The sequence below is a fragment of the Methylobacterium sp. OAE515 genome (genome assembly GCF_041806315.1).
GTDB lineage: Bacteria > Pseudomonadota > Alphaproteobacteria > Rhizobiales > Beijerinckiaceae > Methylobacterium > Methylobacterium tardum.
On sequence record NZ_JBGMUV010000001.1, the window covers coordinates 3343074 to 3367372 of the forward strand.

30 protein-coding genes are annotated in these 24299 nt (G+C 70.8%); 18 read left to right on the forward strand and 12 right to left on the reverse strand.

Going from position 1 to position 24299, the window contains the following annotated elements; genetic code table 11:
- The first annotated feature begins 277 nt into the window (after window positions 1–277).
- The 7 genes from ABIE45_RS16410 to ABIE45_RS16440 all read left to right on the forward strand — a co-directional run bounded on the left by ABIE45_RS16410 (window position 278) and on the right by ABIE45_RS16440 (window position 2984).
- Window positions 278–553: a hypothetical protein gene (locus tag ABIE45_RS16410; RefSeq protein WP_192710366.1), complete on the forward strand. Its 276-nt coding sequence runs from the start codon at window positions 278–280 to the stop codon at window positions 551–553.
- A 202-nt stretch (window positions 554–755) separates the two neighbouring features.
- Entirely contained in the window at window positions 756–1016 is a 261-nt protein-coding gene (locus ABIE45_RS16415) for a hypothetical protein (protein ID WP_373622388.1), read from the forward strand.
- Between the two features lie 250 nt (window positions 1017–1266).
- Complete coding sequence (locus tag ABIE45_RS16420; RefSeq protein ID WP_192710351.1) at window positions 1267–1449, forward strand: hypothetical protein; 183 nt, start codon at window positions 1267–1269, stop codon at window positions 1447–1449.
- Between the two features lie 230 nt (window positions 1450–1679).
- A complete protein-coding gene (locus tag ABIE45_RS16425) occupies window positions 1680–1979 on the forward strand; it encodes a PilZ domain-containing protein (protein ID WP_373622389.1) in 300 nt (99 codons plus the stop codon).
- An 87-nt stretch (window positions 1980–2066) separates the two neighbouring features.
- Window positions 2067–2246, forward strand: coding sequence for a hypothetical protein (locus tag ABIE45_RS16430; protein ID WP_192710350.1), 180 nt, complete (start codon window positions 2067–2069; stop codon window positions 2244–2246).
- 65 nt (window positions 2247–2311) lie between these two features.
- Window positions 2312–2563, forward strand: coding sequence for a hypothetical protein (locus ABIE45_RS16435; protein ID WP_192710349.1), 252 nt, complete (start codon window positions 2312–2314; stop codon window positions 2561–2563).
- Between the two features lie 115 nt (window positions 2564–2678).
- Window positions 2679–2984 carry a hypothetical protein gene (locus tag ABIE45_RS16440; RefSeq protein ID WP_192710348.1) on the forward strand — a complete coding sequence of 102 codons (306 nt, stop codon included), beginning with the start codon at window positions 2679–2681 and terminating at the stop codon, window positions 2982–2984.
- 11 nt (window positions 2985–2995) lie between these two features.
- Here ABIE45_RS16440 and ABIE45_RS16445 read toward each other — a convergent pair whose 3' ends face one another.
- The gene (locus tag ABIE45_RS16445; RefSeq protein ID WP_210331970.1) at window positions 2996–3334 is read right to left on the reverse strand and encodes a hypothetical protein; all 339 of its coding nucleotides are present in this window, start codon (window positions 3332–3334) and stop codon (window positions 2996–2998) included.
- Between the two features lie 255 nt (window positions 3335–3589).
- Here ABIE45_RS16445 and ABIE45_RS16450 point away from each other — a divergent pair, with 255 nt between their 5' ends.
- Both ABIE45_RS16450 and ABIE45_RS16455 read left to right on the forward strand, forming a co-directional pair.
- A complete protein-coding gene (locus ABIE45_RS16450; protein WP_192710347.1) occupies window positions 3590–4066 on the forward strand; it encodes a phasin in 477 nt (158 codons plus the stop codon).
- Window positions 4067–4133: 67 nt separating this feature from the next.
- Complete coding sequence (locus ABIE45_RS16455; RefSeq protein WP_192710346.1) at window positions 4134–4376, forward strand: hypothetical protein; 243 nt, start codon at window positions 4134–4136, stop codon at window positions 4374–4376.
- A gap of 86 nt (window positions 4377–4462) precedes the next feature.
- On the opposite strand, the gene ABIE45_RS16460 is transcribed toward ABIE45_RS16455, so the two are convergent.
- Window positions 4463–4720, reverse strand: coding sequence for a hypothetical protein (locus ABIE45_RS16460; protein WP_192710345.1), 258 nt, complete (start codon window positions 4718–4720; stop codon window positions 4463–4465).
- Between the two features lie 411 nt (window positions 4721–5131).
- Between ABIE45_RS16460 and ABIE45_RS16465 the strand changes: the two genes are divergently transcribed.
- On the forward strand, window positions 5132–5359 hold the full coding sequence (locus ABIE45_RS16465) for a hypothetical protein (protein WP_192710344.1): 228 nt from the start codon (window positions 5132–5134) through the stop codon (window positions 5357–5359).
- Window positions 5360–5394: 35 nt separating this feature from the next.
- Here the strand turns inward: ABIE45_RS16465 and ABIE45_RS16470 are convergent, their stop codons facing one another.
- The 3 genes from ABIE45_RS16470 to ABIE45_RS16480 form a co-directional block, all read right to left on the reverse strand.
- Complete coding sequence (locus ABIE45_RS16470; protein WP_192710343.1) at window positions 5395–5721, reverse strand: hypothetical protein; 327 nt, start codon at window positions 5719–5721, stop codon at window positions 5395–5397.
- A gap of 71 nt (window positions 5722–5792) precedes the next feature.
- Window positions 5793–6041: a hypothetical protein gene (locus tag ABIE45_RS16475; protein WP_192710342.1), complete on the reverse strand. Its 249-nt coding sequence runs from the start codon at window positions 6039–6041 to the stop codon at window positions 5793–5795.
- A gap of 79 nt (window positions 6042–6120) precedes the next feature.
- On the reverse strand, window positions 6121–7107 hold the full coding sequence (locus ABIE45_RS16480; RefSeq protein WP_192710341.1) for a hypothetical protein: 987 nt from the start codon (window positions 7105–7107) through the stop codon (window positions 6121–6123).
- 183 nt (window positions 7108–7290) lie between these two features.
- Between ABIE45_RS16480 and ABIE45_RS16485 the strand changes: the two genes are divergently transcribed.
- From ABIE45_RS16485 to ABIE45_RS16500, 4 genes are all read left to right on the forward strand, one after another.
- Window positions 7291–9312, forward strand: a complete 2022-nt coding sequence (locus ABIE45_RS16485; protein ID WP_373622390.1) for a hypothetical protein — start codon at window positions 7291–7293, stop codon at window positions 9310–9312.
- Between the two features lie 85 nt (window positions 9313–9397).
- Window positions 9398–9667, forward strand: coding sequence for a hypothetical protein (locus ABIE45_RS16490; protein WP_192710339.1), 270 nt, complete (start codon window positions 9398–9400; stop codon window positions 9665–9667).
- 107 nt (window positions 9668–9774) lie between these two features.
- A complete protein-coding gene (locus tag ABIE45_RS16495; RefSeq protein WP_192710338.1) occupies window positions 9775–9981 on the forward strand; it encodes a hypothetical protein in 207 nt (68 codons plus the stop codon).
- Window positions 9982–10309: 328 nt separating this feature from the next.
- Complete coding sequence (locus tag ABIE45_RS16500; protein ID WP_192710337.1) at window positions 10310–11023, forward strand: YidB family protein; 714 nt, start codon at window positions 10310–10312, stop codon at window positions 11021–11023.
- A gap of 364 nt (window positions 11024–11387) precedes the next feature.
- Here ABIE45_RS16500 and fabF read toward each other — a convergent pair whose 3' ends face one another.
- The 4 genes from fabF to fabD all read right to left on the reverse strand — a co-directional run bounded on the left by fabF (window position 11388) and on the right by fabD (window position 15106).
- Entirely contained in the window at window positions 11388–12650 is a 1263-nt protein-coding gene (fabF, locus tag ABIE45_RS16505; RefSeq protein ID WP_192710336.1) for a beta-ketoacyl-ACP synthase II, read from the reverse strand.
- Window positions 12651–12845: 195 nt separating this feature from the next.
- On the reverse strand, window positions 12846–13085 hold the full coding sequence (locus ABIE45_RS16510) for an acyl carrier protein (RefSeq protein WP_007559070.1): 240 nt from the start codon (window positions 13083–13085) through the stop codon (window positions 12846–12848).
- Window positions 13086–13405: 320 nt separating this feature from the next.
- Window positions 13406–14143: a 3-oxoacyl-[acyl-carrier-protein] reductase gene (gene fabG / locus ABIE45_RS16515; RefSeq protein WP_192710335.1), complete on the reverse strand. Its 738-nt coding sequence runs from the start codon at window positions 14141–14143 to the stop codon at window positions 13406–13408.
- Between the two features lie 18 nt (window positions 14144–14161).
- Complete coding sequence (gene fabD, locus ABIE45_RS16520; protein WP_192710334.1) at window positions 14162–15106, reverse strand: ACP S-malonyltransferase; 945 nt, start codon at window positions 15104–15106, stop codon at window positions 14162–14164.
- A gap of 447 nt (window positions 15107–15553) precedes the next feature.
- On the opposite strand from fabD, the gene rpoZ reads away from it, so the two are divergent.
- From rpoZ to ABIE45_RS16535, 3 genes are all read left to right on the forward strand, one after another.
- Window positions 15554–15964: a DNA-directed RNA polymerase subunit omega gene (gene rpoZ / locus ABIE45_RS16525; protein ID WP_010685409.1), complete on the forward strand. Its 411-nt coding sequence runs from the start codon at window positions 15554–15556 to the stop codon at window positions 15962–15964.
- Between the two features lie 205 nt (window positions 15965–16169).
- On the forward strand, window positions 16170–18419 hold the full coding sequence (locus ABIE45_RS16530; RefSeq protein WP_192710365.1) for a bifunctional (p)ppGpp synthetase/guanosine-3',5'-bis(diphosphate) 3'-pyrophosphohydrolase: 2250 nt from the start codon (window positions 16170–16172) through the stop codon (window positions 18417–18419).
- Window positions 18420–18770: 351 nt separating this feature from the next.
- A complete protein-coding gene (locus ABIE45_RS16535) occupies window positions 18771–19412 on the forward strand; it encodes an NYN domain-containing protein (protein ID WP_192710333.1) in 642 nt (213 codons plus the stop codon).
- A gap of 4 nt (window positions 19413–19416) precedes the next feature.
- Here ABIE45_RS16535 and ABIE45_RS16540 read toward each other — a convergent pair whose 3' ends face one another.
- The 3 genes from ABIE45_RS16540 to dapA all read right to left on the reverse strand — a co-directional run bounded on the left by ABIE45_RS16540 (window position 19417) and on the right by dapA (window position 21517).
- Window positions 19417–19992, reverse strand: coding sequence for a peroxiredoxin (locus tag ABIE45_RS16540; protein WP_192710332.1), 576 nt, complete (start codon window positions 19990–19992; stop codon window positions 19417–19419).
- A 136-nt stretch (window positions 19993–20128) separates the two neighbouring features.
- On the reverse strand, window positions 20129–20602 hold the full coding sequence (smpB, locus tag ABIE45_RS16545; RefSeq protein WP_020095208.1) for an SsrA-binding protein SmpB: 474 nt from the start codon (window positions 20600–20602) through the stop codon (window positions 20129–20131).
- 15 nt (window positions 20603–20617) lie between these two features.
- Complete coding sequence (dapA, locus tag ABIE45_RS16550) at window positions 20618–21517, reverse strand: 4-hydroxy-tetrahydrodipicolinate synthase (RefSeq protein WP_192710331.1); 900 nt, start codon at window positions 21515–21517, stop codon at window positions 20618–20620.
- A 200-nt stretch (window positions 21518–21717) separates the two neighbouring features.
- On the opposite strand from dapA, the gene ABIE45_RS16555 reads away from it, so the two are divergent.
- Window positions 21718–24057 (forward strand): transglycosylase SLT domain-containing protein, encoded by a 2340-nt coding sequence (locus ABIE45_RS16555; RefSeq protein WP_192710330.1) that lies wholly within the window; start codon window positions 21718–21720, stop codon window positions 24055–24057.
- Window positions 24058–24299 lie beyond the last annotated feature (242 nt).

Consider the following 24299-nt stretch of genomic DNA (forward strand, 5'->3'; position numbering starts at 1 on the left):
CCATCCGTCTCCGGGGCACCCCGTCACAGCACCGACCCGCGCGGCGCTGCGACGGGGTGCCCGGCCGATGATGCGCCGGTGGACCGCATCCGAAATACGCGTCGGCGCATGCCGCGGCGGCGGCCCCACCGATGATCAGGTCTTTAACGCGCCTGCCATCGTTGCCGCGCCGCCACACTTGTCCACGACATCGCGCGACACGGACAAGCTGCCTTACTCTGCACAAAGCTGCTGCGCACGTCGGAGCCCGAGGACGAAAACCGAGGGATTCCGGACCATGAAGCGAGAGCAGACGATGACGAGCACGGTGGTGCCGTTCCCGGCGCATATCACGCCCGCCGTGGCCGACGAGGATACGGCATCGATCATCGCCGTGCTGCAGGATCAGCTGGCGCTAGCCCGCGAAGGCCGTCTGCGCTCGGTGGCGGTGGTTTCCGTCTCGGCGGAGGGCGAGGCGATCGGCACGCAGTGGTCGTGCAAGAGCTCCGACATCAGCAGTCTCATCGGCAAATTGACGGTCCTGACCCACGATCTCATGGCCGCGCGGAAGTGAACGACCGGGCCTGACTGAACCTCACGGCCCTCCGGGCACCGCACAGAGGCTACGGCGTTCCCGTGGGCCGGTCCGCTTTCGGGCCGGCAAGGGAAATGCCCGAGATGAGAGGCGTTCTACGCCCCGCTCTGCTGGCCGCTGCCACGTGACCAGGCGGCCGAGGAAGCAGCCGAGCAGCGCACGGAAACGCGATCGACGGCTGGTGCGGATCGTCGGGGCACAGGCCGGCATCGCGCTGGACAGCCGCAAGCTCTACACGGTGAATGACGCGGTTTCCAAAGGGTTGTCCCGGACCGTCCGCCGCGCGCTCGACGCGGCGATCGGCTGCCACAAGGCGCAGGCCATCATCGTCGAGAAGAGACAGCGCGCTGCGAGCGAGATCGCCACGGTTGGCGCGGAGCAGTGGTGCGCCGACCAGCGCGACATCCTGAACATCGACGGCGTCCGTATCTTCGCCGATTGACCGCGACGGCCGCGCACGCCCCTTCAAAAGAACAGCCCTGGCGCACGAATTGGCAAGAGCTCCGCGCCCAGGTCAGATCTCAGCGGCGCATAGACATGTCGTTCCGCAGTGCAGAACAGAATAGCGACTTGTTCACCGCTTGCTCGTCTGTCATCTTTCGACAACGGATGAGCTTAAACACATCACGCCGGTTGCACACGTCCGCACAAGAGCCCTGAAGGGCCGCGAGACCGGCGCAGGAGGAAGCGTCATGTCTCGGTCCATCTATCTCGCCATTGCCCTCGTCGTGTGCGGGGCTGCCGTCACGCTCTTCGCCTTCCTGCGTGCGCCCCGGTCGAAGGACTTCGCCGGCTGGGATGTCGCGTTCATGAGCGGGATCGGCGCTGTCGCCCTCGGCTTTCTGACCACCCTTGTCGAAGTGATCACCGGATAGGGAGGCCGCGGTCGCCTGGAGCGGACGGATACGCATCCTGCAGGCCGCCGGGTCTCTCGCCCGGCGGGCGGCGACGTGCGATCTGTATTTGCCCGCTGAATATCCCCAGAATGCGAGAATAGAACTCATAATTCACAGCACGATCGCGATAGCGAAAATCCAACGCATTTTGAAAACCCTGCCTGAACGCGGGTAGCCGATCCTGCCGCCTGGAATTTCAAGAGGCGGCAATGTTCGAACGACGCAGCGCTTCGCGCACGTTGCTGAATGAGACCGGCAGCATCTCGGTGGACGAGCATCGAAGCCTGCCCTGCATCGTCTACGACCGGTCTCTCGGAGGCGTGCGCGTGGCGCTCCCCGAGGCCGAGATCGTCCCGGACAGCTTCGTGCTGAGCCTCGACGCGAGCAACGAGATCCTCGTGTGCAGCGCCGTCTGGCGGAAAGCGGAGGAGATCGGCGCGACCGCCAACGGCGTGTCGTCCCTGCATCCAGGCCGGCCGGCCGCCCGGGAAGCCCTGCAGCCGGCCTGAACGCAGCGGCAGTCCGGCCCTTCGCGAGAATTCGGGCACCTTCGCGCCTCCCGATCGTTCACACGAGGGATATGCCGGGGACGCCTCATGCCGGATCCGAAAGCTCCGAACCCAGGCGAGTTGCCCGAGCCCGATCTGCCGCACGGCCTGCCGATGCCGCCCAATACCGGCGACATGCCGCCGCCGCGACTCCCGCCCGCGCCCGAGGAGCCTCCGGCGCCGCGCGACGAGCCGGCGCCTGAGATCGACGAGGTGCCGGGGCTCTGAGGCGCCCCGTCCACATGGTGAAGCCCCGGTTGTATGCGGGGCGGCAGCGGGACTAAGCTGCGGGGATGCGATGGTCTGCGGGCTTCCTCGCCTGTCTCGGCTGGATCTCTACGGCGCACGCTGCGGAGCCCCCGCTCAGCATTGAGCGGCTCACAGCGGACGGCTGGGAGATCGCGGGCTATGCCGGGACCCTGGACAATCGCTCCTCCCTGATTCTGTTTCGCAGGAAAGACAGGCCGTATCTCGTCCAGTGCTCGATCCTGTACGACGTGACGCGCAGCCCGCGCGTGGTCACGAATTGCTACGAGCTGCACTGAAAGCCCCTGTGTTCCGGGAGGAACTCGGAGGGTTTCGTGCGTGGGCTCGTGCCTGGGGGCTGAACTTCCCCGCCCGGCAGCCGTTGGCGTCGCACCACGCACGACGGATCAATTGATGAAGCTGACGACTCTTCTGCTCACCGCGGCCTTGGCCGTCCTCGTGGCCGCTCCCACACGGGCACAGGTGACGACCGGCGGCGCCGGCAATACCGGCGTGCAGGCCCCGGCCACGACCGGCGGGGTCCCGGCCGGGTCGGTGGGCTCGGACCGTGCGGGCGAACCGCGCAACGGCGCGGCGGCTGCGCAGGGCAACGCCACCGTACCGGGCACCACGCCGGGGGCGACGATCGGCGGCACCCCGACAAGCGGTCCTCCGGGCACGGGCGGCACGGCCGGCGGGCCAGCCCTGGGGAATCGGTAGGGGCTCGGTCCTCAATCCCAATCGATGTTCAGGGATCGCTCGAAGGCGGCAGCGGACATCTCCTTGCCCTTCGGATCGGCAACCGTGATCTCGCGGAAGCCGCGCCGCGCGAGTTCCCAGGTCTTCTCCATCGCCTGCTCATCGGTTCCGCAGGCGAAGGTCATGACGCGCCCGGACGGATCGATCCCCTTGACGGTGAACACAACACTCTCCTCGCTCTCCCGACCCCATATAGCGCCGCGGCGGCGATCCGGCTCCTGCGGAATCGACCAGCCGGGAGCCTGAGAGCCACCCCCGCGTTGATGGGGCAGGGAGGTTTCGGATGACGACCGCGCACCCGGCAGCGTCACCAGGTTCCGGTGCCGGACAGCAAGGTCCGGGACCGGACGAACCCGCTGCTACCGCTCCGGATGCCGAGCACAAGCCGGTGCCGATCACCGACGAGGATCCGGATGTCGGCCTGTCGCAGAAGGGCAGCGGTGAGGACGCCGTGGTGCGCCGCGAGACCGAGATTTGATCCGACTCGATCGTGCCTGGACGCGGCAGCTTGTGCGGCGCACAAACAAGCCGGCCGCGCCTGCAAGGCGGCCTAGAGGAGACCAATCATGGCGAACACCCCAAGCTACGAGGTCCCACCGCAGCTGCGCGATATGGCCGAGACCAGCCTTGAACAGGCTCGGAAAGCGTTCGAAAGCTTCATCGGAACCGCACGGCGGACGACCGACACCCTGCAGGGCTCGGCAGATCTCGCCCGCACCAGCACGCAGGACATCTATGCCCGCGGCCTGGACTACGCCGAGCAGAACGTCCGCGCCGCGCTGGATCTCGGGCAGAAGCTCGCGGCCGCGCGCTCGCTCCCCGAAGCGGCACAGATTCAGGCCGAGTACGTGCGCGAGCGGTTCGCCGCCATGCAGGCGCAGGCCAAGGAGCTGGGCGGCCTCGCACAGGGCGCGTTCCAGCAGGGTGCGGAGCGCGCCCGGGCGGCGGTGCAACAGGGGGCCGACGAGGCCCGTAAGGCCGTCGAGCAGGGCCAGGATGCAGCTCAGCAGGCGGCGAACGAGGCGCAGCAGGCCGCGCACTGAGCGCATCGGGACAGGATGGCCGGCGTCGCACCTGGGTGCCGCCGGCCGGATCGAAGCGGGGACGCGGATGATCTACGGGGAGGTGGGCCGCTTGGCGGACGAGAGCCTGCGGCTGGGCTTGCGACAGGCCGAAATTGCTGTCCTGCTCGTGACGGCGGCCCAATATGCGTGGTGGGATCTGTACTTGGACCTGTACCGGGCGGCCGGGACCGGGTTGAAAGCCGAGTTGGATCAGCAGGCGCGGACGCGGCGGCTGATCCGACGGGGCGTGTCACCAGCGGCGGCCGCACAGGACTTGCACATCGTCTAACCGCCGGTGGCACGAAGTCCGGCGCGCCACGCGGACGATGCCGACCGCTTCGATGCGGGACCGTCAGAACGGTCCCGCAGGGGCCGTCAGCGCAAAGCCTCAGCGGAGGCCTGAACCATCGGCCGGTCAACCATCGACACGGTCCGGCTGCCGCCATTCACCGGCACCGCCACGGGCTGCGGTGTGGTCTTCAGGTCGCCGGCCGGATGCGCCTGCTGCGTGGCCCGGGCCTGCTCCCGATAGAGCGGCGGCGTCAGGTGCAGGAGCTCTTCGGCCTTGGCAGGAACTGTGAGGACGGCGGCCGAGGTGAGCGCGGCCGACGCGAGGATGAGGATCGTGCGCATGGTGCGTCTCCGTTTCGATCGCGGCTCCCATCACGGGCTGCGATGGGAGACCGCATGAGAGCACGGATTTGTGCGGCGCGTCATGACAATGACGCAATGCAACATAGCGCCAAATCGGCAGGGTAATGCAGTGTTCGAGGTCGATGCACAGGTGCTTCCTCAACGGCAACACTGATCGCGTCATGCATTCAGTGCAAATGAAATAAACTTCCGCTCATGAACTCTCAAAGTAAAATTGAGGCGTGGCCACATTAAATTTTCGAACACGACCCAAGTGGAGCCTTTGCCGTCCAAAACTCGGCCGTCGGCATCTCGCGCAGCGCCTGACACGAATCGGCAACACCGTCGCCAGATCCGCGTCACACGGGCGCGTTAGAGCCCCTCAACCGACGAAACCTCCGGAGCGAGAGCATGACGCCCGCCGATCTCGACAAGCGCGCCGAGCTGACCGTCTGGCCGAAGCGCGCCCCTGGCCATTCCGCGGAGGGGCGCCCGTTCGCGACCTTACGCGAAGCCTTGGCCGCCGCAGCCCGGGCCATCGAGTCCGAGGACGCGCAGCCCTGGATCATCACGGAGGCGGGCGACATCCTCTCGCCTCGCTGGATCCGCGCGAACACGCTCTCGCGCGCGCTGCAATAAAGCATACTGAGGAATCGTGGAGGCCGGCGCCCCACTCAGCAGCCGATGCAGATGTCGTGGACCACGTGCTCGCGCCGCGGCCCTGTGCGTTGGTTCGGAAGTTGGCCGTCGATGGACGGGAAGCCGCTGCCGAGAGCCCGGAGCCGCCGCCGGCCGCCGGTGAAGTCGGCCTGGGCCGCGACCGGCGGTGGCGCCCCAAGCGCGGGGGGCGGGGCAGGCGCAGGGGTGCCGCTGGCCATGCCGGGATCCGGCAACGTCAGCGCCATACCCGGGGCGGGGGGACTCTGCGCGAATTCGCCGGCCCGGGCTGCCGCGGGCGCGAGGACGAAGGTCGCGAGGAGGAGCCGGCTCAGCGGACGCATCACGCACTCTCCTGGCTCAGACGCTGGAGCGAGGCCGGCGCACCCGTGCCGGCCCCTGCGATGGAGAGGCCTCAGTAGGCCCGGCCGTAGAAGGGCTGCGACACCGGACGGTAGCGGTCGCTCACCGGCCACGTGTAGGGTTGATCCTTGCCGGTGCGCAGGGCGGACCGGAACTTCGGCTCAGCGAAACCGATCCCGTGAAGACCCGACGCATGCCCTGCGCCGTGGGCCTTGGGACCAGCCTCGCGCGCCAGGGTCGCACTTGAGACACCCAGAACGAGAGCGGCCGCGAGAGACACGCGGCCCAGAATGACGTTCATCTCTGCCTCCTGTCCGGCCGAGGTGCCGGAGCAGAATGAACCGCGGCGGCAGAGCCGCGGTTCCGCGCAGCGCCCCCGATCAGAACGTGCCGGCCCCGCCGAGGCAGGCTTCCGCCAGGGGACCGCTGCAGATGTCGCTGGTCCGGCCCGGGGCGGCGGCCGCGCCGCCGCCGATGCCCGCGCCGCCCGCCCCGCCGCCCGCCCGGGCCGCAGCGGTCGGCGGGACGAGATCCCGGGCTGCCGTCACGCCCGATCCCGCGGCGATCCCGGCGCCGCCCGAACCACCCCCGCCAGTCGCCGTCGCGGCGGGCGACGCTGCCGCACCAGTGCTGAGGCTCGCGGCGAGGCCCGTCCCGCCGCCGACGCCGGAGGTTCCGAAGGTCGGGCCTGTGGTGGAACCGAGGGCGGCGCCGGTGGCCGTGCTGCTCGCGGTCGCTCCGGAACCGGGCGCCGACGCGGAGGTTGCGGTCGTGCTGAGGCTCGCGGCGATCCCAGACCCGTTCCCGAATCCGGATGTCCCGAACGACGAGGCCACCGTCGAGGCCGCGTTGGCGTTGGTGTTCAGGCTCGTGGCGATGGCTGATCCGCCACCCAGACCGATCGTGCCGGAGGTGGACGACAGGGCGCTGCCCGAGATCGAGCCCAAGGCTGCGCTCGATGAGGTGCTGAAGCCGCTCCGCGTCCCGGTGGCGCCGATCGTGGCGCTGGTCCCGAGCACGCCGAGCGTCGATCCGGCGATGCCGGCCCCTCCGGTGCTTCCGGATCCCGAGAGGCCGAGTTGGCTGCCGCCCAGGCCCGTGCCGCCGGGCGCTCGGATGCTGCCGCCGGCCCCGCCGCCGCCGAAGCTGAGCTGGCCGGCATTCACCAAGCCCCCGGACTGCGCCGACAGGACCGGGAAAGGACTCGTGGTGGTGCCGCCGCCGAGGCTGAGCTGCCCGGGATTGGCGATCGCCGTGGTCGGCTCCAGCGCGGCCGAATTGGGCACGGTCGCGGTGGCCGACAGGCTCTGGGCCTCCGCGGGAAGAGCGGATGGCAGCAGCAGGACGGTGGCGAGGATGGCCCGCATGACGATCTCCGCAGGAGGCATTGGGAGGCCAACGGCACCGATTCCAAGGGGGTTCCGGCGGCGCGCCGACGCGGGCCGGCTCCGTGGAGGCGCGCCCGCGATGTCCGGGACGGACGCGAACGGCCTTCATGCTGCCGGAAAGGCGGTGTCGTCTCCCAAGCGGATCCGCCCGAACCTGCGATCGTGCCGTTGCCCGAATCCTTCGCCCCAGGCTTGCGCCGCGCCGGCTGGCTCGCCGGCCTGCCGGCGCTCGCGCTGATCTGGGTAAGCGCGACGCTCTACGCCGCCCCGCAGATCGCCGACCGGCTCGAGGCCGAAGGTGCGACGGTCGCGGCCGGCACGGCCACCGCCACGGGCGAGCCCTGGCTCCGCCTGGAGACGAGGGGCCGCGATCTCCTGGCGGCCGGGGAGGCGCCGGATGTCGGCGAGCGCGAGACCGTGCTGTCCCGCCTCGCCGCTCTCGACGGGCCTCACCGGATCGTCTCCGAGGTCGGGATCGTCGAGACTGCCGCGCCGTTCCAGTGGGCGGCGATCCGCAGCGAGCCGAACCGGATCGCTCTGGAAGGCAGCCGCCCGGTGGAGATCGGCCGGCGGTCGCTGGAGGCGCGGATCTCCGGCGTGCTGAACCCCGGCACCACCCTCGACGACACGGCCCGGGCGGCCCGCGGCGCCCCGCCGGATTTCCCGAGCGCGGCGGCGTTCCTGGCGGCGCGGCTCTCCGGGCTCGCGAAGGGCGGCCGGGCGGCGCTCAGCGACACCGTGCTCAGCCTCTCGGGGGAGGCCCTGGACATGCCGGCCTACGAGGCGCTGCGGGCGTCCCTGTCCGACCCGCCGGCGGGATTCAGCATCGGGCGGATCGAGATCGTGCCGCCGGTGGTGCCGGATTACCGCTTCGTCGTGGAGAAGACGGCCCGCGGCATCGCGCTCGACGGGTTCGCGCCGACCGCGTCGGACCGCGAGGCTGCGCTGCGTGCCGCCACTGAGGCCGCGGCGGGCGGAACCGTCGACGATCACCTGCTGGCCGCCCGGGGCCTCGACCCGGCGATCGACCCGAAAGGCCTGATCGCCTTCGCATTCCGCCTCGCCGACCTGATCCAGTCCGGCCGCGTCGCCTTCGCGGACGGGGCGATCTCGGTCACGGGCGATGCCATCGACGGGCAGGCGATCCCCGACGCGGAGGCGCTGATGCGCGACGCCCGCCCGGCCGGCATCAGGGCCGGCACGGTCTCGCTGACGGCGCGGCCGCTCTCGCCTTACCGGGTGGTGATCCGGCGGACGGCGGATTCGGTCACGCTCACCGGCCACCTGCCCGATACGGCCACGCGCGAGCGGGTGCTCGATGCCCTGCGGCCGCGCCTGTTCCGGGAGCCGGTCGTTGACCGTACGCGCCTCGCCGAGGGCGCCCCGCCCGACCTCGGCGCGGCTTTGGCCGCCGCCGCCCCCCTGGTGACGAGCCTGGCCTCCGGCGAGATCGCCGTCTCGGACCGCGCTCTGACGCTCACCGGCGAGAGCCTCTACCGCGAGACCGCCAGCCGCGCGCCCGGGCGGCTGGCCGAGGCGCTGCCACCCGGCTGGACCGGGCAGGCGGCGGTGTCCGCCCGCCAGGCGCAGGAGCGGCGCGATCCCGAGACCTGCCGCGCGGACTTCGCCGCCGCCGTGGCGGGGGCCGATCTCCGCTTCCCGGCGGGCAGCCCCGTGCTGGCCCCGTCCTTCTATCCGACGCTCGATGCGCTGGCGGCCGTCGCCAAGGCGTGCCCGGCGTTGCGCATCACGGTCTCAGGCACCGGCGACCCGGCCAAGCCCAAAGCGCCGGCCCCGGCCCCCGGGGACGAGGCGCGTCCGGACGCCGTCGCGCCGGCCCGCGTCGCCAGTTCCGCCAAGCCGGACCTGACCGCCAAGCCGGATTCGGCCGCCAAGCCGACGTCCCAGGATACGGCCAAGGACAAGACCAGGGATGCGGCCAAGGATTCCGGCAAGGATTCCGGCAAGACCACCAAGGGTCCGGCCGGGAAAGAGGCGGCCAAGCCCGGCAAGCCGGCTGCGAAGAAGCCCGCCGAGACCGCCGACGAGCCGCCGCCGGATCTGCCGCGGCTGCGGGCGCAGGCCGTGATCGAGTATCTGCTGCAGGCCGGGGCACGGCCCGAGCAGGTGAGCGTCGGGCCGGACGGGCCGGCCGGACCCGTCGCCTTCGCGCTGCTGCCGTGAGCGCCGTCCGATCCGCCGCACGCGCGCCCGCCGGGGGGCGCCCATCTGCGCGAGAGTTCCGCGCGCCCAGGGAGGCCGGACGGCCGTGACGCTGCTGCTTGCCGCATTCTGGCCCGGGCTCGCCGGGGCGGCCGCGCTCGGCCTCGTGGTCGGGGCACTGGCGGGCTGGCCGGACTGGTACGCCGTGCCCCTCGGCCTCTGGGTCCTGGCGGGGCTCGTGGCGGCTGCGGCGCTGGCCGGGTTCGTGCCCGGCCTGGCCGGCCTCTGGCTGGAGGGCGCTGCCCTGATCCTGTCGCCATATCTCGCCGGCTGTGCCCTCGGGGCCTTGGCGCGGCGCCTCGCCGCCAGGGGCTGATCGCCGCCGCACCGGCTGCGGCGCGCTGGGAACCGACGCGCCCCCCGTGGGCGTTGCTTCGGCATGACGGGCGCATGACGCCCACCCCGAACCAGACGAGACCTGCCATGTCCCGATCCGATCGGAGTCTGAACCCGACAAAGCGCCGCTACGCCGTTCGCCTGCCGCGTCCCCGCGCCGGCGCCGCCGCAACCGGCCTGTTCCTCGCCGCCCTGGCGCTCTCCGCCGCCACGGTGCCGCTGGTCGAACCCGCAGACGCGACCACCTCGCACGGCACCACGCAGGCGGCCCTCTCCGCACCGGCCGCCCGCTGAGGCGGCGGACTCTTCGGAGGGAAGCCGACGCATCCCCGATCGCCCCCGCTCCGTCGTTCCGGGGCGCCGCAGGCGAGCCCGGATCCGGAGGGGCACGCCGGAGGCGGGCAACCCAGAGCCGCCGTCGATGCCAGGGCCTGGCGCCTCGGCGGGTCTGGATCCCGGGCGCCGCTGCGCGGCCCCGGGAGGACGCGGCGGACGCGATGTCGGCCGGGTCCCCGCGCGGACGCGGGTTGAGCGATCCCTTCGCTGCGGCGACCGAAGCAACCCGCACCCGCCTCCGGGGGTTGTCCGCCCGGGCCGGTGATGAGGCCCGGGGGAGACGCAGATGGGACTGCTCGAATCGGCGATCGGCGGCGTGCTCGGTCAGGTCTTCGGCGGGCAGAGGCAGGGCCCCGCCGGGATGTCGCCCCTGGTGAAGGCCCTGCTGATGCTGCTCCTCGCAAAGGGCGCGAGCGGCGGCTTCGGCGACATCTTCGGCCGCGGCCGGCAGGGCGAGCCCGGCCCCGAGGCCGATCGCTCCGGCGGCGCCGGACCCTACGGGCGCGATCCCGGCCACGACCCCGCCGATGCCGGCGGGCGCCGCTCCCCGGAGGAGGGCGGCGATAGCGGCGGCTGGGACCAGTATGGCGGCCGCCGCGACAGCGGCCCGGGCGGGACCGTCGACCCGTCCCTGCCGCCCGGCGACTTCTCGGACCTCTCGGGCATGCTCGACGGCCCCGGCGACGCTCCGGCCCCGAGCCGCGCCGCCCCGGAGGGGCAGGGGGATCTCGGCGGCCTCGACGGGCTGGTGGACCGGTTCCGCCAGGGCGGCCTCGGCGACGTGATCGAGTCCTGGATCGGCCATGGCGCCAACCGCCCGGTGGCCCCGGACCAGCTAGCCCGGGCGCTCGGCCCCGACACGGTGGACACCCTCCAGCAACAGACCGGGATGGACCGCGAGACGCTGCTGTCGCAGCTGGCTCAGGCGCTGCCGGAGGTGGTGCACACGCTCACGCCCCAAGGGCGGGTGCCTGGGGCAGATGAGCGGCGGGGGTGGTAAAGGACAGGCGAGTACTGTTCTTATCTTGGAAGAAGACTCACCTCATCCTGCGATCTCAACAACACCACACTTCGTGTGAACGAGACCTCAGGGATAACAGGGGGTTCTGAAGCTTACCTTCAGGGCGCTTCACAGCATCTCAGCATGAGGGTGCGCGTGGGATATCGTGGTCCCCTGCGCTCCCCGACTTATTTCGGAATTTTCGCTTGTGAAGCAACGCGATCTCACGGCCTGCGCATGCGGGCCAGAAGGAAACGGACCTGACGTGCGCAGCTTCCTTCCACGCTCCATGAAGGATCAGAAGGTAGTCGTCCGATGCCGTTGCGAGTCCTTCAAAGATTAGACTTCCAAAGAACGCTTGTTTTTACGCGACCCGCCGCATCACCAGCGAAGCATTCGTCCCGCCAAACCCGAACGAGTTCGAAAGCACGACATCGACCTGCTTCCGCTTCGCCTCGAACGGCACCAGATCGATCCTGGTCTCGACCGAGGGATTGTCGAGGTTGAGCGTCGGCGGGATGACGTTGTCGCGCAGGACGAGGATGGAGAAGATCGCCTCGACCGAGCCGGCGGCGCCCAGCAGATGGCCGACCGAGCTCTTGGTCGACGACATGGTGGCGTTCGCGGCGGCATCGCCCAGGAGGCGCTCCACGGCCTTCAGCTCCAGTTCGTCGCCCATGGGCGTCGAGGTCCCGTGGGCGTTGATGTAGCCGATCTCGGCGGGCGAGATGCCGGCGCGCTTCACCGCCGCGCTCATGCAGCGGAAAGCGCCATCGCCGTCCGGGGAGGGGGAGGTGATGTGGTAGGCGTCGCCCGAGAGGCCGTAGCCGACCACCTCGGCGTAGATCTTCGCGCCGCGCGCCTTGGCGTGCTCGTATTCCTCGAGCACCACGATGCCGGCGCCCTCGCCCATGAGGAAGCCGTCGCGGTCGCGGTCGTAGGGGCGGGACGCCTTCTCGGGCGTGTCGTTGAAGCCGGTGGTCAGCGCTCGGCAAGCCGAGAAGCCGGCGATCGACAGGCGATTGACCGGTGATTCGGCCCCGCCCGCCACCATCACGTCAGCATCGCCCAGCGCAATCAGGCGGCTTGCGTCACCGATGGCGTGGGCGCCGGTGGAGCAGGCCGTGACCACGGCGTTGTTCGGACCCTTCAGGCCGTACGCGATCGAGACCTGGCCGGAGGCGAGGTTGATGATCCGGCCCGGGATGAAGAACGGCGAGATCCGGCGCGGGCCCTTCTCGTGCAGGGTCACGGAGGCGTCGTAGATGCCGCCGATGCCGCCGATGCCAGAGCCGATCAGCACGCCGGTGGCGCACTGGTCCTCGTGGCTCTTAGGAAGCCAGCCGGAATCCTTCAGGGCCTCATCGGCCGCCGCCATCGCGTAGACAATGAACGGATCGACCTTGCGCTGCTCCTTGGGCTCCATCACCGCGTCGGGGTTGAAGGTGCCGTCGGCGCCGTCGCCGAACGGGACCTGCGCGGCGATCCGGCAGGGCAGGTCGGCAGATTCGAAGCCGCGGATCGGGCCGGCGCCGCTGTCGCCCGCGATCAGCCGGCTCCAGGTGTGCTCGACCCCGCTACCCAGCGGCGTGACCATACCCAGACCCGTGACCACCACCCGCCGCATCGCACTCGTCCCGTCTTGAAGCGCTTCCCCGCCGCCGGCAGGAGGCCCCCGCGGGGCCGGAGCGCACCGTCTATAACTGCCGAAGGCGGATTCGGTCCCGGCGGGACTGGTCACGCCTCCGAGCCTTCAAACGCGTAACGGCGCGGGGGCTGTTCCGCCTCGCCCGCGCCGCAGGAAACGAGAAGCCCCGGCGCCTCAGGCGGCGGAGTTCTTCTCCAGGAACTTCACGGCGTCGCCGACCGTCTGGATGGTCTCGGCCGCGTCGTCCGGGATCTCGACGTTGAACTCTTCCTCGAAGGCCATGACCAGCTCGACGGTGTCGAGGCTGTCGGCACCGAGGTCGTCGATGAAGTTGGCGCTCTCGACCACCTTCTCGGGCTCCACGCCCAGGTGCTCGACGACGATCTTCTTCACGCGCTCAGCGATATCGCTCATCGGTCTTCCGTCCTCGTCCTTCTGGTCTGTCAGACTTCTTGGGGTGGTGCCGTGGCCGCGTCGCGCCCCTGCGGGCTTGTTGACGGGCCGGTGTTCGATCGCGCGTGCTTCGAGGTGATCCGGCGCGTTGAGCCGGCATGGCCCCGCCGGGAGGCCTTGGACTGAAAACCCGCTGAACCGTCAACCCCCTGTGCGGCTGCGGGGGGTTGGTAGCACAGGGTTCCAGCCCTGGCGAGGGGCCGTTCAGAAACCCTTCATGGGTGTGGCGTTTGCGTGCCGGACGGAGTGATTCGCCCAACGCCAAGACCAGTATACAGGTCCTAGTACATCGCCATTCCGCCGTTCACGTGCAAAGTGTGACCGGTGACGTACCCGGCCTCCGCGGAGGCGAGATAGAGGCAGGCCGCCGCCACCTCCGCCCCCTCGCCGAGGCGCCCGGCGGGCACGCGGGCCAGGATGCCCTCGCGCTGCTTCTCGTTCAGCGCATTGGTCATCGGCGAGCTGATGAAGCCCGGCGCGATGCAGTTCACGGTGATCCCGCGCGAGGCGACTTCGGCGGCGAGCGCCTTGGTCATGCCGACGAGGCCGGCCTTGGCGGCGGCGTAGTTGCCCTGGCCGGGATTGCCGGTGCTGCCGACCACAGAGCCGATATTGACGATCCGCCCGGAGCGGCGGCGCATCATGCCCTTCACGGCGGCGCGCGACAGGCGGAAAGCGGCGGTGAGGTTGACGGCGAGCACCTGCTCCCACTCCTCGTCCTTCATCCGCATGAACAGGTTGTCCCGGGTGATGCCGGCATTGTTGACCAGAATGTCGAGGGGGCCGATCGCCGCCTCGGCGGCCGGCACCAGCCCCTCGACCGCGTCCTTGTCGGCGAGGTCGGCGGCCACGGGGCTCGCGCGCTCGCCGAGTTCGGCGGCCAGCGCCTCCAGGGCCTGCGGCCGGGTGCCGGAGAGCGCCACGGTCGCGCCCTGGGCGTGCAACGCCCGAGCGATCGCCTGGCCGAGGCCTCCGGTCGCGCCGGTGACGAGGGCCTTGCGGCCGGTGAGATCGAACATGCCGGGATCCTGCCGTGATTAGAGCGCGAAGGCCGCGACGTCCGCGGGCGTACCGATCGCGGAGGCCGAGGCCTGCGGGGCGATACGCTTGACGAGGCCGGTGAGCACCTTGCCGGCGCCGAGTTCGTGGAAGCGGTCGACGCCGGAGGCCGCCATGGCGGCGACGCTCTCGCGCCAGCGCACGGTGCCGGTGACCTGCTCGACCAGCGCCGTCCGGATCGCCTCGGGGTCGGAGACCGGGGCGGCCGCCACGTTGGGGTAGAGGGCGACCCGCGGCGCCGTCAGGGTCACGGCGGCCAGGGCCCGGGCCATGGCCTCGGCGGCGGGCGCCATGAGGCGGCAATGGAACGGCGCCGAGACGTTGAGCATCACGGCGCGCTTGATGCCGCGGCCGGTGGCGATGCCGATGGCGCGCTCCACGGCCGGCCGGTCGCCCGAGAGCACCACCTGACCGCCGCCATTGTCGTTGGCGACGTCGCAGACCGCGCCGCCCCCGGCCTCCTGGGCGGCCGCCTCGGCCACCGCGCGGGCCCCGTCCAGATCGGTGCCGATCAGGGCCGCCATGGCGCCCGCGCCCGGCGCTACGGCCTCCTGCATGGCCTCGCCGCGCAGGCGCAGGAGCTTGGCCGCGTCGGTGACGGTGAGGCTGCCGGCCGCCGCCAGGGCCGCGTACTCGCCGAGCGAGTGCCCGGCCACGCAGGCCACGTCACGGGCGAGGTCGAGGCCGCACTCGGCCTCCAGCACCCGCAGGACCGCGAGGCTCGCCGCCATCAGCGCCGGCTGGGCATTGGTGGTGAGGGTCAACTCCTCGACCGGCCCCTCGAACATCAGCCGCGACAGGTTCTGGCCGAGGGCGGCATCGACCTCGTCGAGCACGGCCTTCGCCTGCGGGAAGGCCTCGGCGAGGTCCCGCGCCATGCCGACCGCCTGACTGCCCTGGCCGGGAAAGATGAGTGCGCGCATAGTGAATCCCGATGGCCGGCACCGGCGCGCGAACGCCGCCCGTGTCGGCCGAAACTCTGGAATGGGCCGCGCACTCGCACCCGCGGCGGCGGGTTGTCAACAATGCGCCGCAGCATGGCGGCGCGCCGCGCATCGGAGCCGACGCGGCGGAACACGGCTTCGCTCACGCGTCCGATCACATCCGCCATGTCATCCCGGGGCCTCGCAGCGGAGCCCGGGATCCAGTCCCGCCGACACGCCAAGACATCGCGCCGACGGTGGTTCTGGGTTCCAGGCGCGCCTACGGCGCCCCGGAACGACGGGGTGTCGCCCTAGACCCGCTCTCGTTGCGGGCCCGGCAGACGCGCGCCCTGCGCAACCCGCTGTGCTTGTTGCACAACGGCATCCGGTGTAAGACGGCGTCATACCCGACAGCATCCGTCGCTCAAGCCCAAGGAGCCGCCCCGCATGGCGCGCGTCACCGTCGAAGATTGCATCGAGAAGGTCGAGAACCGCTTCGAGCTCGTCCTGCTCGCGAGCCACCGGGCGCGCCTGCTCGCCGCCGGCGCCCCGCTGACCATCGACCGCGACCGCGACAAGAACCCGGTCGTGGCCCTGCGCGAGATCGGCGACGAGACGATCACGGCCGACGACCTCAAGGAGCAGCTGATCCACTCGATGCAGAAATACGTCGAGGTGGACGAGCCCGAGGCCGAGACCGTGCCGCTGCTGTCGAGCTCGCCGGCTGCCGCCGCGGTGGCACCGCAATCCTCCAGCGACGATGCGGCGGTCCAGTTCGACCGCATGAGCGAGGAGGACCTCCTGCGCGGCCTCGAGAACCTCGCCCCGCCGGTCGAGACCGACGACGAGGGCGAGTGAGCCTGACACCGTGGGCCTGGACGCGCACGACCTGACCGAGACCGGACCCGGCGGAGACGCCGGGTTCTCTCGTTCCGAGGCCGACGCGTCGGCGACCGGCGCTTTACCGCCGCCGGGGGCTGGCGCCGGCACGGCGGTTGCGAAACAATCGCGCGTGATCCCGACCCCGCGTACCACCCAGGAAGCACCGGCCCCGTCCCGGCGGATGATGCGCCAGTACGAGTTGGTCGAGCGGGTCAAGCGCTACAACCCGGCCGCCGACGAGGCGCTGCTCAACCGCGCCTACGTGTACGCCATGCAGGCGCACGGCACGCAGAAGCGCGCCTCGGGCGACCCGTTCTTCGCCCACCCCCTCGAAGTCGCCGCGATCCTCACGGACCTCCACCTCGACGACGCCACCATCGTGGCGGCGGTCCTGCACGACACCGTCGAGGACACCGAGGCGACGCTGGAGGAGATCCGGCGCCTGTTCGGGCCCGAGATCGGCGCACTGGTCGACGGACTGACCAAGCTCAAGCGCCTCGACCTCGTCTCGAAGCAGGCCGCGCAGGGCGAGAACTTCCGCAAGCTGCTGCTTGCGGTGGCGGCGGATGTCCGCGTGCTGCTGGTCAAGCTCGCCGACCGCCTGCACAACATGCGCACCCTCCAGCACATGCGGGAGGACAAGCGCCACCGCATCGCGCAGGAGACGCTCGACATCTACGCGCCGCTCGCCGGCCGCATGGGCATGCAGGAGCTGCGCGAGGAGCTGGAGGATCTGGCCTTCCGCAACCTGGAGCCGGACGTCTACGCCACCATCACGCAGCGGCTCGTCCGGCTCACCGCCAAGTCCGAGAGCGTGGTCGAGACCATCGCGCAGGTGCTCACCGACAAGCTCGGCGCGCAGGGCATCACCGCCGATGTGAGCGGACGGCAGAAGCGGCCGTTCTCGATCTGGTCGAAGATGGAGCGCAAGTCGGTCGCCTTCGAGCAGCTCTCCGACATCTTCGGCTTCCGCGTCGTCGTCGACACCGTACAGGACTGCTACGCGGCGCTCGGCATCGTCCACACCAGCTGGCCGATGGTCCCGGGCCGCTACAAGGACTACATCTCGACGCCGAAGCAGAACGATTACCGCTCGATCCACACCACGGTGATCGGGCCGAAGAGCCAGCGCGTCGAGCTGCAGATCCGCACCCGCGCCATGGACGACATCGCCGAGTACGGCATCGCGGCCCACGCCCAGTACAAGGAGCTGGGCAAGGATCTGAGCCGCCGCGAGGGCGAGGGCAGCGTCCACCCGAAGCTGGCGGCCGAGAGCGGCGCCTATCAATGGCTGCGCCGGACCATCGAGCTGCTCGCCGAGGGCGACAGCCCCGAGGAATTCCTGGAGCACACCAAGCTGGAGCTGTTCCAGGACCAAGTGTTCTGCTTCACCCCGAAGGGCCGGCTGATCGCCCTGCCGCGGGGCGCAACCCCCATCGACTTCGCCTACGCGGTGCACACCGACGTCGGCAACACCGCGGTGGGCGCCAAGATCAACGGCCGGATGGCGCCGCTGCTGCACGAACTCGCCAACGGCGACGAGGTCGAGATCAGCCGCTCCGACGGGGCCTCGCCCCCGGCGGCCTGGGAATCCCTGGTGGTGACCGGCAAGGCCCGGGCGGCGATCCGGCGAGCGACCCGGGCGGCCGTGCGCCGGCAATATGCCGGGCTCGGGCGCCAGATCCTGGATCGAGCCTTCGAGCGCGCGGCCAAGACCTTCTCGGAGGACAAGCTCCGGGGCGCCCTGCCGCGGCTCGCCCGCGCCACCACCGAGGACGTGTTCGCCGCCGTGGGGCGCGGCGAGATGTTCTCGGGCGACGTGGTCCGGGCCGTCTACCCCGACCATCGCGACGAGCGCCGGCCCTCCGCCGCGCAGGGGGCCGCGAGCGGCGCCGGCCGCCTCGTGCGCTCGGCCGACCAGACCATGCGGCTCACCTTCCCGGGCGCCGAAGGCAAGGAGGGCACCGGGGACCGGAGCGACGCGATCCCGATCCGCGGCCTCGCGGGCGACCTGCCGGTGACCTTCGCGCCGAACGGCGGCGCGGTCCCCGGGGACCGCATCGTCGGCATCCTGACCCCCGGAGTTGGCGTCACCGTCTACCCGATCCAGTCGGCGGCGCTTGCCGCCTTCGACAACGAGCCGGAGCGGTGGCTCGACGTTCGCTGGGATACGGAGGCGCTGGGCGGGGAGCGCTTCCCCGCGCGCCTGGCGCTCAAGTCGATCAACGAGCCGGGCGTGTTCGCCCAGATCGCTCAGGTGATCGCCGACCACGACGGCAACATCGACAACATCTCGATGAAGCGGCGCACGCAGGACTTCACCGACATCACGATCGACCTGTCGGTCTGGGACCTGCAGCATCTCAACGCGATCATCGCGGAGCTGCGCGGCAAGCGTCCGGTCAATAGCGTGGAGCGCGTGAACGGCTGAGGTTCCCCGGCAGATGGTATGACCTCAGGTTTATGAGGAAGACCTCGGTAAATTGTCCCACCATTGTCGTGGACGTCGTCGTGACGTGCTAATGCGGCGGTCGCGCCCGAAAGTGTCGGTCTTCACGATCGAAAGTCTTCAGCTCTGCTTGACACAGCCGCATTTGACACGAATGGTTCCTCGGCTGGGGCGGCGGTTCATGGAAAGGGGCCGCGCTTTTCGCCCCGGATTGCAGACCAGATCGACGATCCATCGCGGCAACCCGTCTCCGGCCTCGCCGATCGGACGGAGCAAGTCCGTTTCATCTGACGATTTCCCGTCGCCCGATATTTTTCAGGATTCAACCTGTCCATGCCAGCGACCCAGCGCAGCGCCATCTTTATTGACGGCGCAAACCTCTACGCGACCACCAAGGCCCTTGGGTTCGATATCGACTACAAGAAGCTCTTGAAGGAGTTTCAGTCCCGGGACAACCTTCTTCGCGCTTTCTACTACACCGCGATGATCGAGGATCAGGAATATTCGTCGATCCGCCCGCTGATCGACTGGCTCGACTACAATGGCTACCGGGTCGTGACCAAGCCCGTGAAGGAATTTACGGATTCGATGGGGCGGCGGAAGTACAAGGGCAACATGGATATCGAGCTGGCGATCGACGCCCTCGAACTCAGCCCCCATATCGATCAGATGATCCTGTTCTCCGGCGACGGCGATTTCCGCTCGCTGGTCGAGGCGATGCAGCGGCGCGGCGTCAAGGTGACGGTGATCTCCACCATCCAGACGCAGCCATCGATGATCTCCGACGAGTTGCGGCGGCAGGCCGATGAGTTCGTCGACCTCGCGAGCCTCGCGGGCCGGATCGGGCGCGAGCCCAGCGAGCGTCCGGCCCGGGCCTCCGGCGAGGCGCCGACCCGTTACCGCGGCGAGGCCCGGGCGAATCCGGGCCTGGAGAACCGCTACGGCATCCGCCAGCCGGACGCCGAGGAGGAGTAGCGCTTCAGGCGGCCGCTCCGGTGAGCCAGTCGACAACCTGCCGGGCGCTCCGGTCCGGCGGGAAGACCGGGTAGAACAGCTGGCTCACGACGCCGTCGTCGATCACCAGGGTCAGGCGGCGCAGCAGGATCTGGCCGCCGGCCTCGAAGACCGGCAGGCGCGCCGCCATCGCGAAGGCCCGGTGCGGGTCGGCCAGCAGCGGGAAGGGCAGGCGCAGGCGCAGGCGCTCGGCCGCCTCGCGCTGGTAGGCGCTCGTCTGGGTCGAGAGGCCGAAGACCTGGGCGACGCCCCGCGCCGTCAGCTCGGCGTGGTGATCGCGGAAATCGCAGGCCTGCGGCGTGCAGCCCCGGGCGCCGGGGATCGCGTCCCAGTCGGGCGTCAGGCCCGGCTGTCCCGGCTCGCCGGTGCGCGGGTAGGCGTAGGCCACGGTCCGGCCGGTCAGCCGCGCCAGCGAGACCGTGCGACCATCCGTGGCGGTGAGCGCCACGTCGGGCAGGCGCATCCCGCGGAGATGATCGGCCGCGCCGTCGTCGACCGGGACCGGCAGGTTGTCGGGGAGGACATCGTGGGTGGATGGCATGGACATCTCCTCCCGACTCGGCGCCCGGCTTCGGCATCCGTCTTTGCGAGCGGAGCGAAGCGATCCAGAAGCGCACCGCTCGCCGACGTCGCGACACCCTGGGTCGCTTCGCTCCGCTCGCGATGACGGCCCGGCCTCAGCCTCGGTCCCGCAGCAGCCGCGCCCGGTCGCGCTGCCAATCGCGCTCCTTGACCGCCTCGCGCTTGTCGTGGGCCTGCTTGCCCTTGCCGAGGCCCAGCTCGACCTTCGCGCGCCCCTTGTCGTTGAAGTAGATCTTCAACGGCACCACGGTGTAGCCCTGGCGCTGCGTCGCGCCGATCAGCTTGTTGATCTGGCGGCGGTGCAGCAACAGGCGGCGCGGGCGCTTGGTGTCGTGGTTGAAGCGGTTCGCCTCCAGGTATTCCGGGATGTAGGCGTTGAACAGCATCAGGTCGTTGCCGGAAGGGCCGGCATAGGCCTCGCCGATCGTCGCCTTGCCGCCGCGCAGGGACTTCACCTCGGTGCCGGTCAGCGCGATGCCGGCCTCGAGCGTGTCCTCGATCGTGTAGTGATAGCGCGCGGCGCGGTTGTCGGCGACGATGCGCCGACTGGGCTCCGGTTTCGGGGCCATGATGCGTGACTTTCCTCAGTCCACCAGCAGGCCGGCGTGGCGCAGGGCGTCGTCGACGATGCGCTTCGTGGGCTCGGTCACCGGCACCAGCGGCAGGCGCAGCTCGTCGGTCATATGGCCGAGCCGGGACAGCGCGTACTTCACCGGCGCCGGGTTGGCCTCGGCGAACAGACCGGTCTGGAGGGGGAACAACTTGTCCTGGAGGGTCAGCGCCTTGGCGTAGTCGCCCGACAGCGTCGCCTCCTGCAGGTCGGCGCAGAGGCGCGGGGCGACGTTCGCCACCACCGAGATGCAGCCGTGGCCGCCCTGGGCGTTGTAGCCGAGCGCCGTCGCATCTTCGCCCGAAAGTTGGATGAAGCTCTCGCCCATGGCCTGACGCTGCTGGCTGACGCGATCGATCTTGGCGGTCGCGTCCTTCACGCCGGCGATGTTCTTCAATTCGAAGAGCCGGGTCATCGTCTCGACGCTCATGTCGACGACGGAGCGCGGCGGGATGTTGTAAATGATGATCGGAATGCCGACCGCATCGTTGACGGCCTTGAAGTGGGAGTAGAGGCCCGCCTGCGTCGGCTTGTTGTAGTACGGCGTCACCACCAGGACGGCGTCGGCACCCGCGCGCTCGGCGTGCTGCGCCCGCTCGACCGCCTCGGCGGTGGAGTTGGAGCCCGCGCCGGCCACGACCGGCACGCGTCCGCCCGCCTCGTCGATGCAGGCTTCGACCACCCGGTCGTGCTCGGAATGGGTCAGGGTCGGGCTCTCGCCGGTGGTGCCGGTGGGCACGAGGCCGTGGCTGCCCTGCTCGATCTGCCAGCGCACGAACTTTCGGAACGCGGCCTCGTCGAAGGCCCCGTCGCGGAAGGGCGTCACAAGCGCGGTGAGCGAGCCCCGCAGGCGGCTCCCGGTCATCTCGGTCATCTCAGGCGTCCCAAAGGGTCCCAGCTGGGATTTCGGCGGTCTCGGCGCCGCGCGTGGTCCGCATCGTACGGGCACGGACCGGCAGACATAGGCGGTCGCGTCACGGCGCGCAAACAGATCGTGGCGACGGTTAACGCGATCTTAATGGTCCCAGCCCGATCCTCTGCCTTTCCCGCTCCGATGATCAGTAGGGGGGAATCGTGATCCGACCCGCGGCCTCGTCTCCGGCCTCGAAGCGCACGTCCCTCACCGCCGCCGCGCTCATCGCCACGGTCGGCGTCGCGCTGGCCGGTCAGGTCGGCCAAGCCGGCACCGAGGCGCCGACGACGCCGCCAGCCTCGCAGCCGGCACCGCCGGCGAGCGATGCCGCCCTCTCGACCGCCCAGGTCCGTGGCGCGCAGGCCGAAAATGCCGCCGACCCGGTCGCGGCCGACGCCCTCAAGCTCGACCCGGTCCACGCCTCCGGCAGCGACGACAAGGGCGAGGAGCCCGCCCGGACGCTGCCCGCCGCGGCCTCGGCCTACGCCTCCGCCGATCCCGACGCCCCCGTGGCCTTCCCGCTGCCCGACGCCGCCGTCACCCCGGCGGCCCCGGTGCCGGAGGTGCCCGATCCGGCGCGGCCCAAGATCTCCGGCGACACCGACCCGACGCTGCTGCGCGGCGCCATCGACCTCTACCGCAAGGGCCGGGTCGCCGACGGCGACCGGATGCGCGACGGCTTCACCGACCCGGCCGCGCGGGCGCTGCTTGAATGGGTGGCGATCCGCGCGGGCGCCGGCATCGGCTTCAACCGCACCGTCGCCTTCGTCCGGGCCAATCCGGACTGGCCGGCCGGTCCGCTGCTGCGCCGCCGGGCCGAGGAGGCGCTGCTCTCCGAGCGGAAATCCCCCGCGACGGTCCGGGCCTTCTTCGCCACGGCGAAGCCGTCAAGCGCGCCGGGCAAGTTCGCCCTGGCGTTGGCTTTGCGCGCCGACGGCTGCGAGACCGACGCCGCCGACATGATCCGCGACCTCTGGCGCACCGAAAGCTTCGGCCGCAGCCTCGAGGCCAAGGTGCTCGACGCCTTCCCGGACGTGCTCACCCGGGTCGACCACCGCTACCGGATGGAGCGGGCGCTCCTGAAGGACGATTGGGAGAGCGCCGGCCGGGCGGCCGGCTACGCGGGGGGCGGCTATGCCAGCCTCGTGCGCGCCCGCCGGGCCGTGGAGGATAAGTCGTCCGGCGCCGCGGCCGCGCTCGCCGCGGTGCCGCCGTCGCTGCGCAGCGACGCGTCCTACATCTTCTCCCGGGCGCAGTATTTCCGCCGGGCCGACAAGCCCGAGGCCGCCGCCGCCGTGCTCGCAACGGCGCCGAGCAACCCGGACGTGCTGGTCGACGGCGACGAGTGGTGGATCGAGCGCCGGATCGTGGCGCGCAAGCTCCTCGACCTCGGCGACGCCAAGACCGCCTACGCGGTGGCGAGCCAGCAGGCGGCGCGCACGCCCGAGAAGCGGATCGAGGCCGAGTTCCACGCCGGATGGATCGCCCTGCGCTTCGCCGGCAATCCGGCGGCCGCCGCGCAGCACTTCGCGCAAGTTGCGGCGATCGCAGAGAGCCCGATCTCGGTGGCGCGGGCCGCCTACTGGCAGGGCCGGGCGGCCGAGGCGCTGGGCCAGGCCGAGGAGGCGAAGCGCTTCTACGAGCGCGCGGCCCTGCAGCCAATCGCCTATTACGGCCAGGTCGCCCGGGCCCGGCTCGGCCAGACCAGCCTGCCCCTGCGGGCGCCTGCCGACCTCGAGGGCGCCGAGCGCCAGGCGTTCGACGGGCGGCTCTCGATCCGCGCCCTGCGCCTCCTCGGCGAGGCCGGGATCAAGGAGCTGGCGCTGCCGCTCTACATCGACGCCGCCCGGGACCTGTCGGACCCGCGCGAGCTCCAGGCGCTCGGCGACCTCGCCACCGACATGAAGGATCCGCGCGCCCTGGTGGCGATCGGCAAGCTCGCGGTCCAGCGCGGCCTGCCGCTCGACGCCCACGCCTACCCGACGATCGGCATCCCCAGCTACGAGACCTTCACGGCGGTGCCGCAGGTGGAGCGGGCCATGGTCTACGCCATCGCCCGCCAGGAGAGCCAGTTCGACCCGCGGGCGCAGTCGGGCGTCGGCGCGCGCGGTCTGATGCAGATGATGCCGGCCACCGCCCAGCGCACCGCCCGCCGGGTCTCGACCGCCTTCGACGTCGAGCGTCTGACCAGCGATCCCGCCTATTGCGCGAAGCTCGGCCAAGCCCATCTCGGCGAGCTGATGGAGGATTGGCGCGGCTCCTACGTGCTGGCCTTCGCGTCCTACAACGCGGGCGGCGGCAACGTGAAGAAGTGGATCGACGCCTACGGTGACCCGCGCAAGGGCGACGTCGACGTGATCGACTGGGTCGAGCGCATCCCCTTCACGGAGACGCGCAACTACGTGCAGCGGGTCATGGAAAACCTGCAGGTCTACCGCTCGCGGCTCGACAGCCGCAGCGCCCTGCTGATCGAGGGCGACCTCCACCGCGGCGCGCGGTAGGACACCTAATCGGGTCACCCGTCTGCCGCCGCGGACCCGGGCTGCGGTCGTCATCCCGGGGCGCCGCAGGCGAGCCGGACCCGACGGGGCACGCCGGCGGGCGATCCGGAATCGCCGCGGGTGCCAGACTATGATGCGTCGGCGGTTCTGGATCCCGGGCTCCGCTGCGCGGCCCCGGGATGACGGAGACCCCGTGGACCGGCGAGACGTCGGCGCCTTCCGGTTTTCCCCGCCTCCCGCTC

Coding starts and splice junctions, on each gene's coding strand:
- smpB (WP_020095208.1), bottom strand. CDS start 20,602: ATGGCCCCGAAACCGGAGCCCAGTCGGCGCATCGTCGCCGACAACCGC.
- ABIE45_RS16540 (WP_192710332.1), bottom strand. CDS start 19,992: ATGCCATCCACCCACGATGTCCTCCCCGACAACCTGCCGGTCCCGGTC.
- ABIE45_RS16460 (WP_192710345.1), bottom strand. CDS start 4,720: ATGCGCACGATCCTCATCCTCGCGTCGGCCGCGCTCACCTCGGCCGCC.
- ABIE45_RS16430 (WP_192710350.1), top strand. CDS start 2,067: ATGCCGGATCCGAAAGCTCCGAACCCAGGCGAGTTGCCCGAGCCCGAT.
- ABIE45_RS16510 (WP_007559070.1), bottom strand. CDS start 13,085: ATGAGCGATATCGCTGAGCGCGTGAAGAAGATCGTCGTCGAGCACCTG.
- ABIE45_RS16495 (WP_192710338.1), top strand. CDS start 9,775: ATGTCCCGATCCGATCGGAGTCTGAACCCGACAAAGCGCCGCTACGCC.
- ABIE45_RS16425 (WP_373622389.1), top strand. CDS start 1,680: ATGTTCGAACGACGCAGCGCTTCGCGCACGTTGCTGAATGAGACCGGC.
- ABIE45_RS16440 (WP_192710348.1), top strand. CDS start 2,679: ATGAAGCTGACGACTCTTCTGCTCACCGCGGCCTTGGCCGTCCTCGTG.
- ABIE45_RS16455 (WP_192710346.1), top strand. CDS start 4,134: ATGATCTACGGGGAGGTGGGCCGCTTGGCGGACGAGAGCCTGCGGCTG.
- ABIE45_RS16435 (WP_192710349.1), top strand. CDS start 2,312: ATGCGATGGTCTGCGGGCTTCCTCGCCTGTCTCGGCTGGATCTCTACG.
- dapA (WP_192710331.1), bottom strand. CDS start 21,517: ATGACCGAGATGACCGGGAGCCGCCTGCGGGGCTCGCTCACCGCGCTT.
- ABIE45_RS16500 (WP_192710337.1), top strand. CDS start 10,310: ATGGGACTGCTCGAATCGGCGATCGGCGGCGTGCTCGGTCAGGTCTTC.
- fabG (WP_192710335.1), bottom strand. CDS start 14,143: ATGTTCGATCTCACCGGCCGCAAGGCCCTCGTCACCGGCGCGACCGGA.
- ABIE45_RS16465 (WP_192710344.1), top strand. CDS start 5,132: ATGACGCCCGCCGATCTCGACAAGCGCGCCGAGCTGACCGTCTGGCCG.
- ABIE45_RS16535 (WP_192710333.1), top strand. CDS start 18,771: ATGCCAGCGACCCAGCGCAGCGCCATCTTTATTGACGGCGCAAACCTC.
- rpoZ (WP_010685409.1), top strand. CDS start 15,554: ATGGCGCGCGTCACCGTCGAAGATTGCATCGAGAAGGTCGAGAACCGC.
- ABIE45_RS16470 (WP_192710343.1), bottom strand. CDS start 5,721: ATGCGTCCGCTGAGCCGGCTCCTCCTCGCGACCTTCGTCCTCGCGCCC.
- ABIE45_RS16410 (WP_192710366.1), top strand. CDS start 278: ATGAAGCGAGAGCAGACGATGACGAGCACGGTGGTGCCGTTCCCGGCG.
- fabD (WP_192710334.1), bottom strand. CDS start 15,106: ATGCGCGCACTCATCTTTCCCGGCCAGGGCAGTCAGGCGGTCGGCATG.
- ABIE45_RS16530 (WP_192710365.1), top strand. CDS start 16,170: ATGATGCGCCAGTACGAGTTGGTCGAGCGGGTCAAGCGCTACAACCCG.
- fabF (WP_192710336.1), bottom strand. CDS start 12,650: ATGCGGCGGGTGGTGGTCACGGGTCTGGGTATGGTCACGCCGCTGGGT.
- ABIE45_RS16450 (WP_192710347.1), top strand. CDS start 3,590: ATGGCGAACACCCCAAGCTACGAGGTCCCACCGCAGCTGCGCGATATG.
- ABIE45_RS16475 (WP_192710342.1), bottom strand. CDS start 6,041: ATGAACGTCATTCTGGGCCGCGTGTCTCTCGCGGCCGCTCTCGTTCTG.
- ABIE45_RS16480 (WP_192710341.1), bottom strand. CDS start 7,107: ATGCGGGCCATCCTCGCCACCGTCCTGCTGCTGCCATCCGCTCTTCCC.
- ABIE45_RS16420 (WP_192710351.1), top strand. CDS start 1,267: ATGTCTCGGTCCATCTATCTCGCCATTGCCCTCGTCGTGTGCGGGGCT.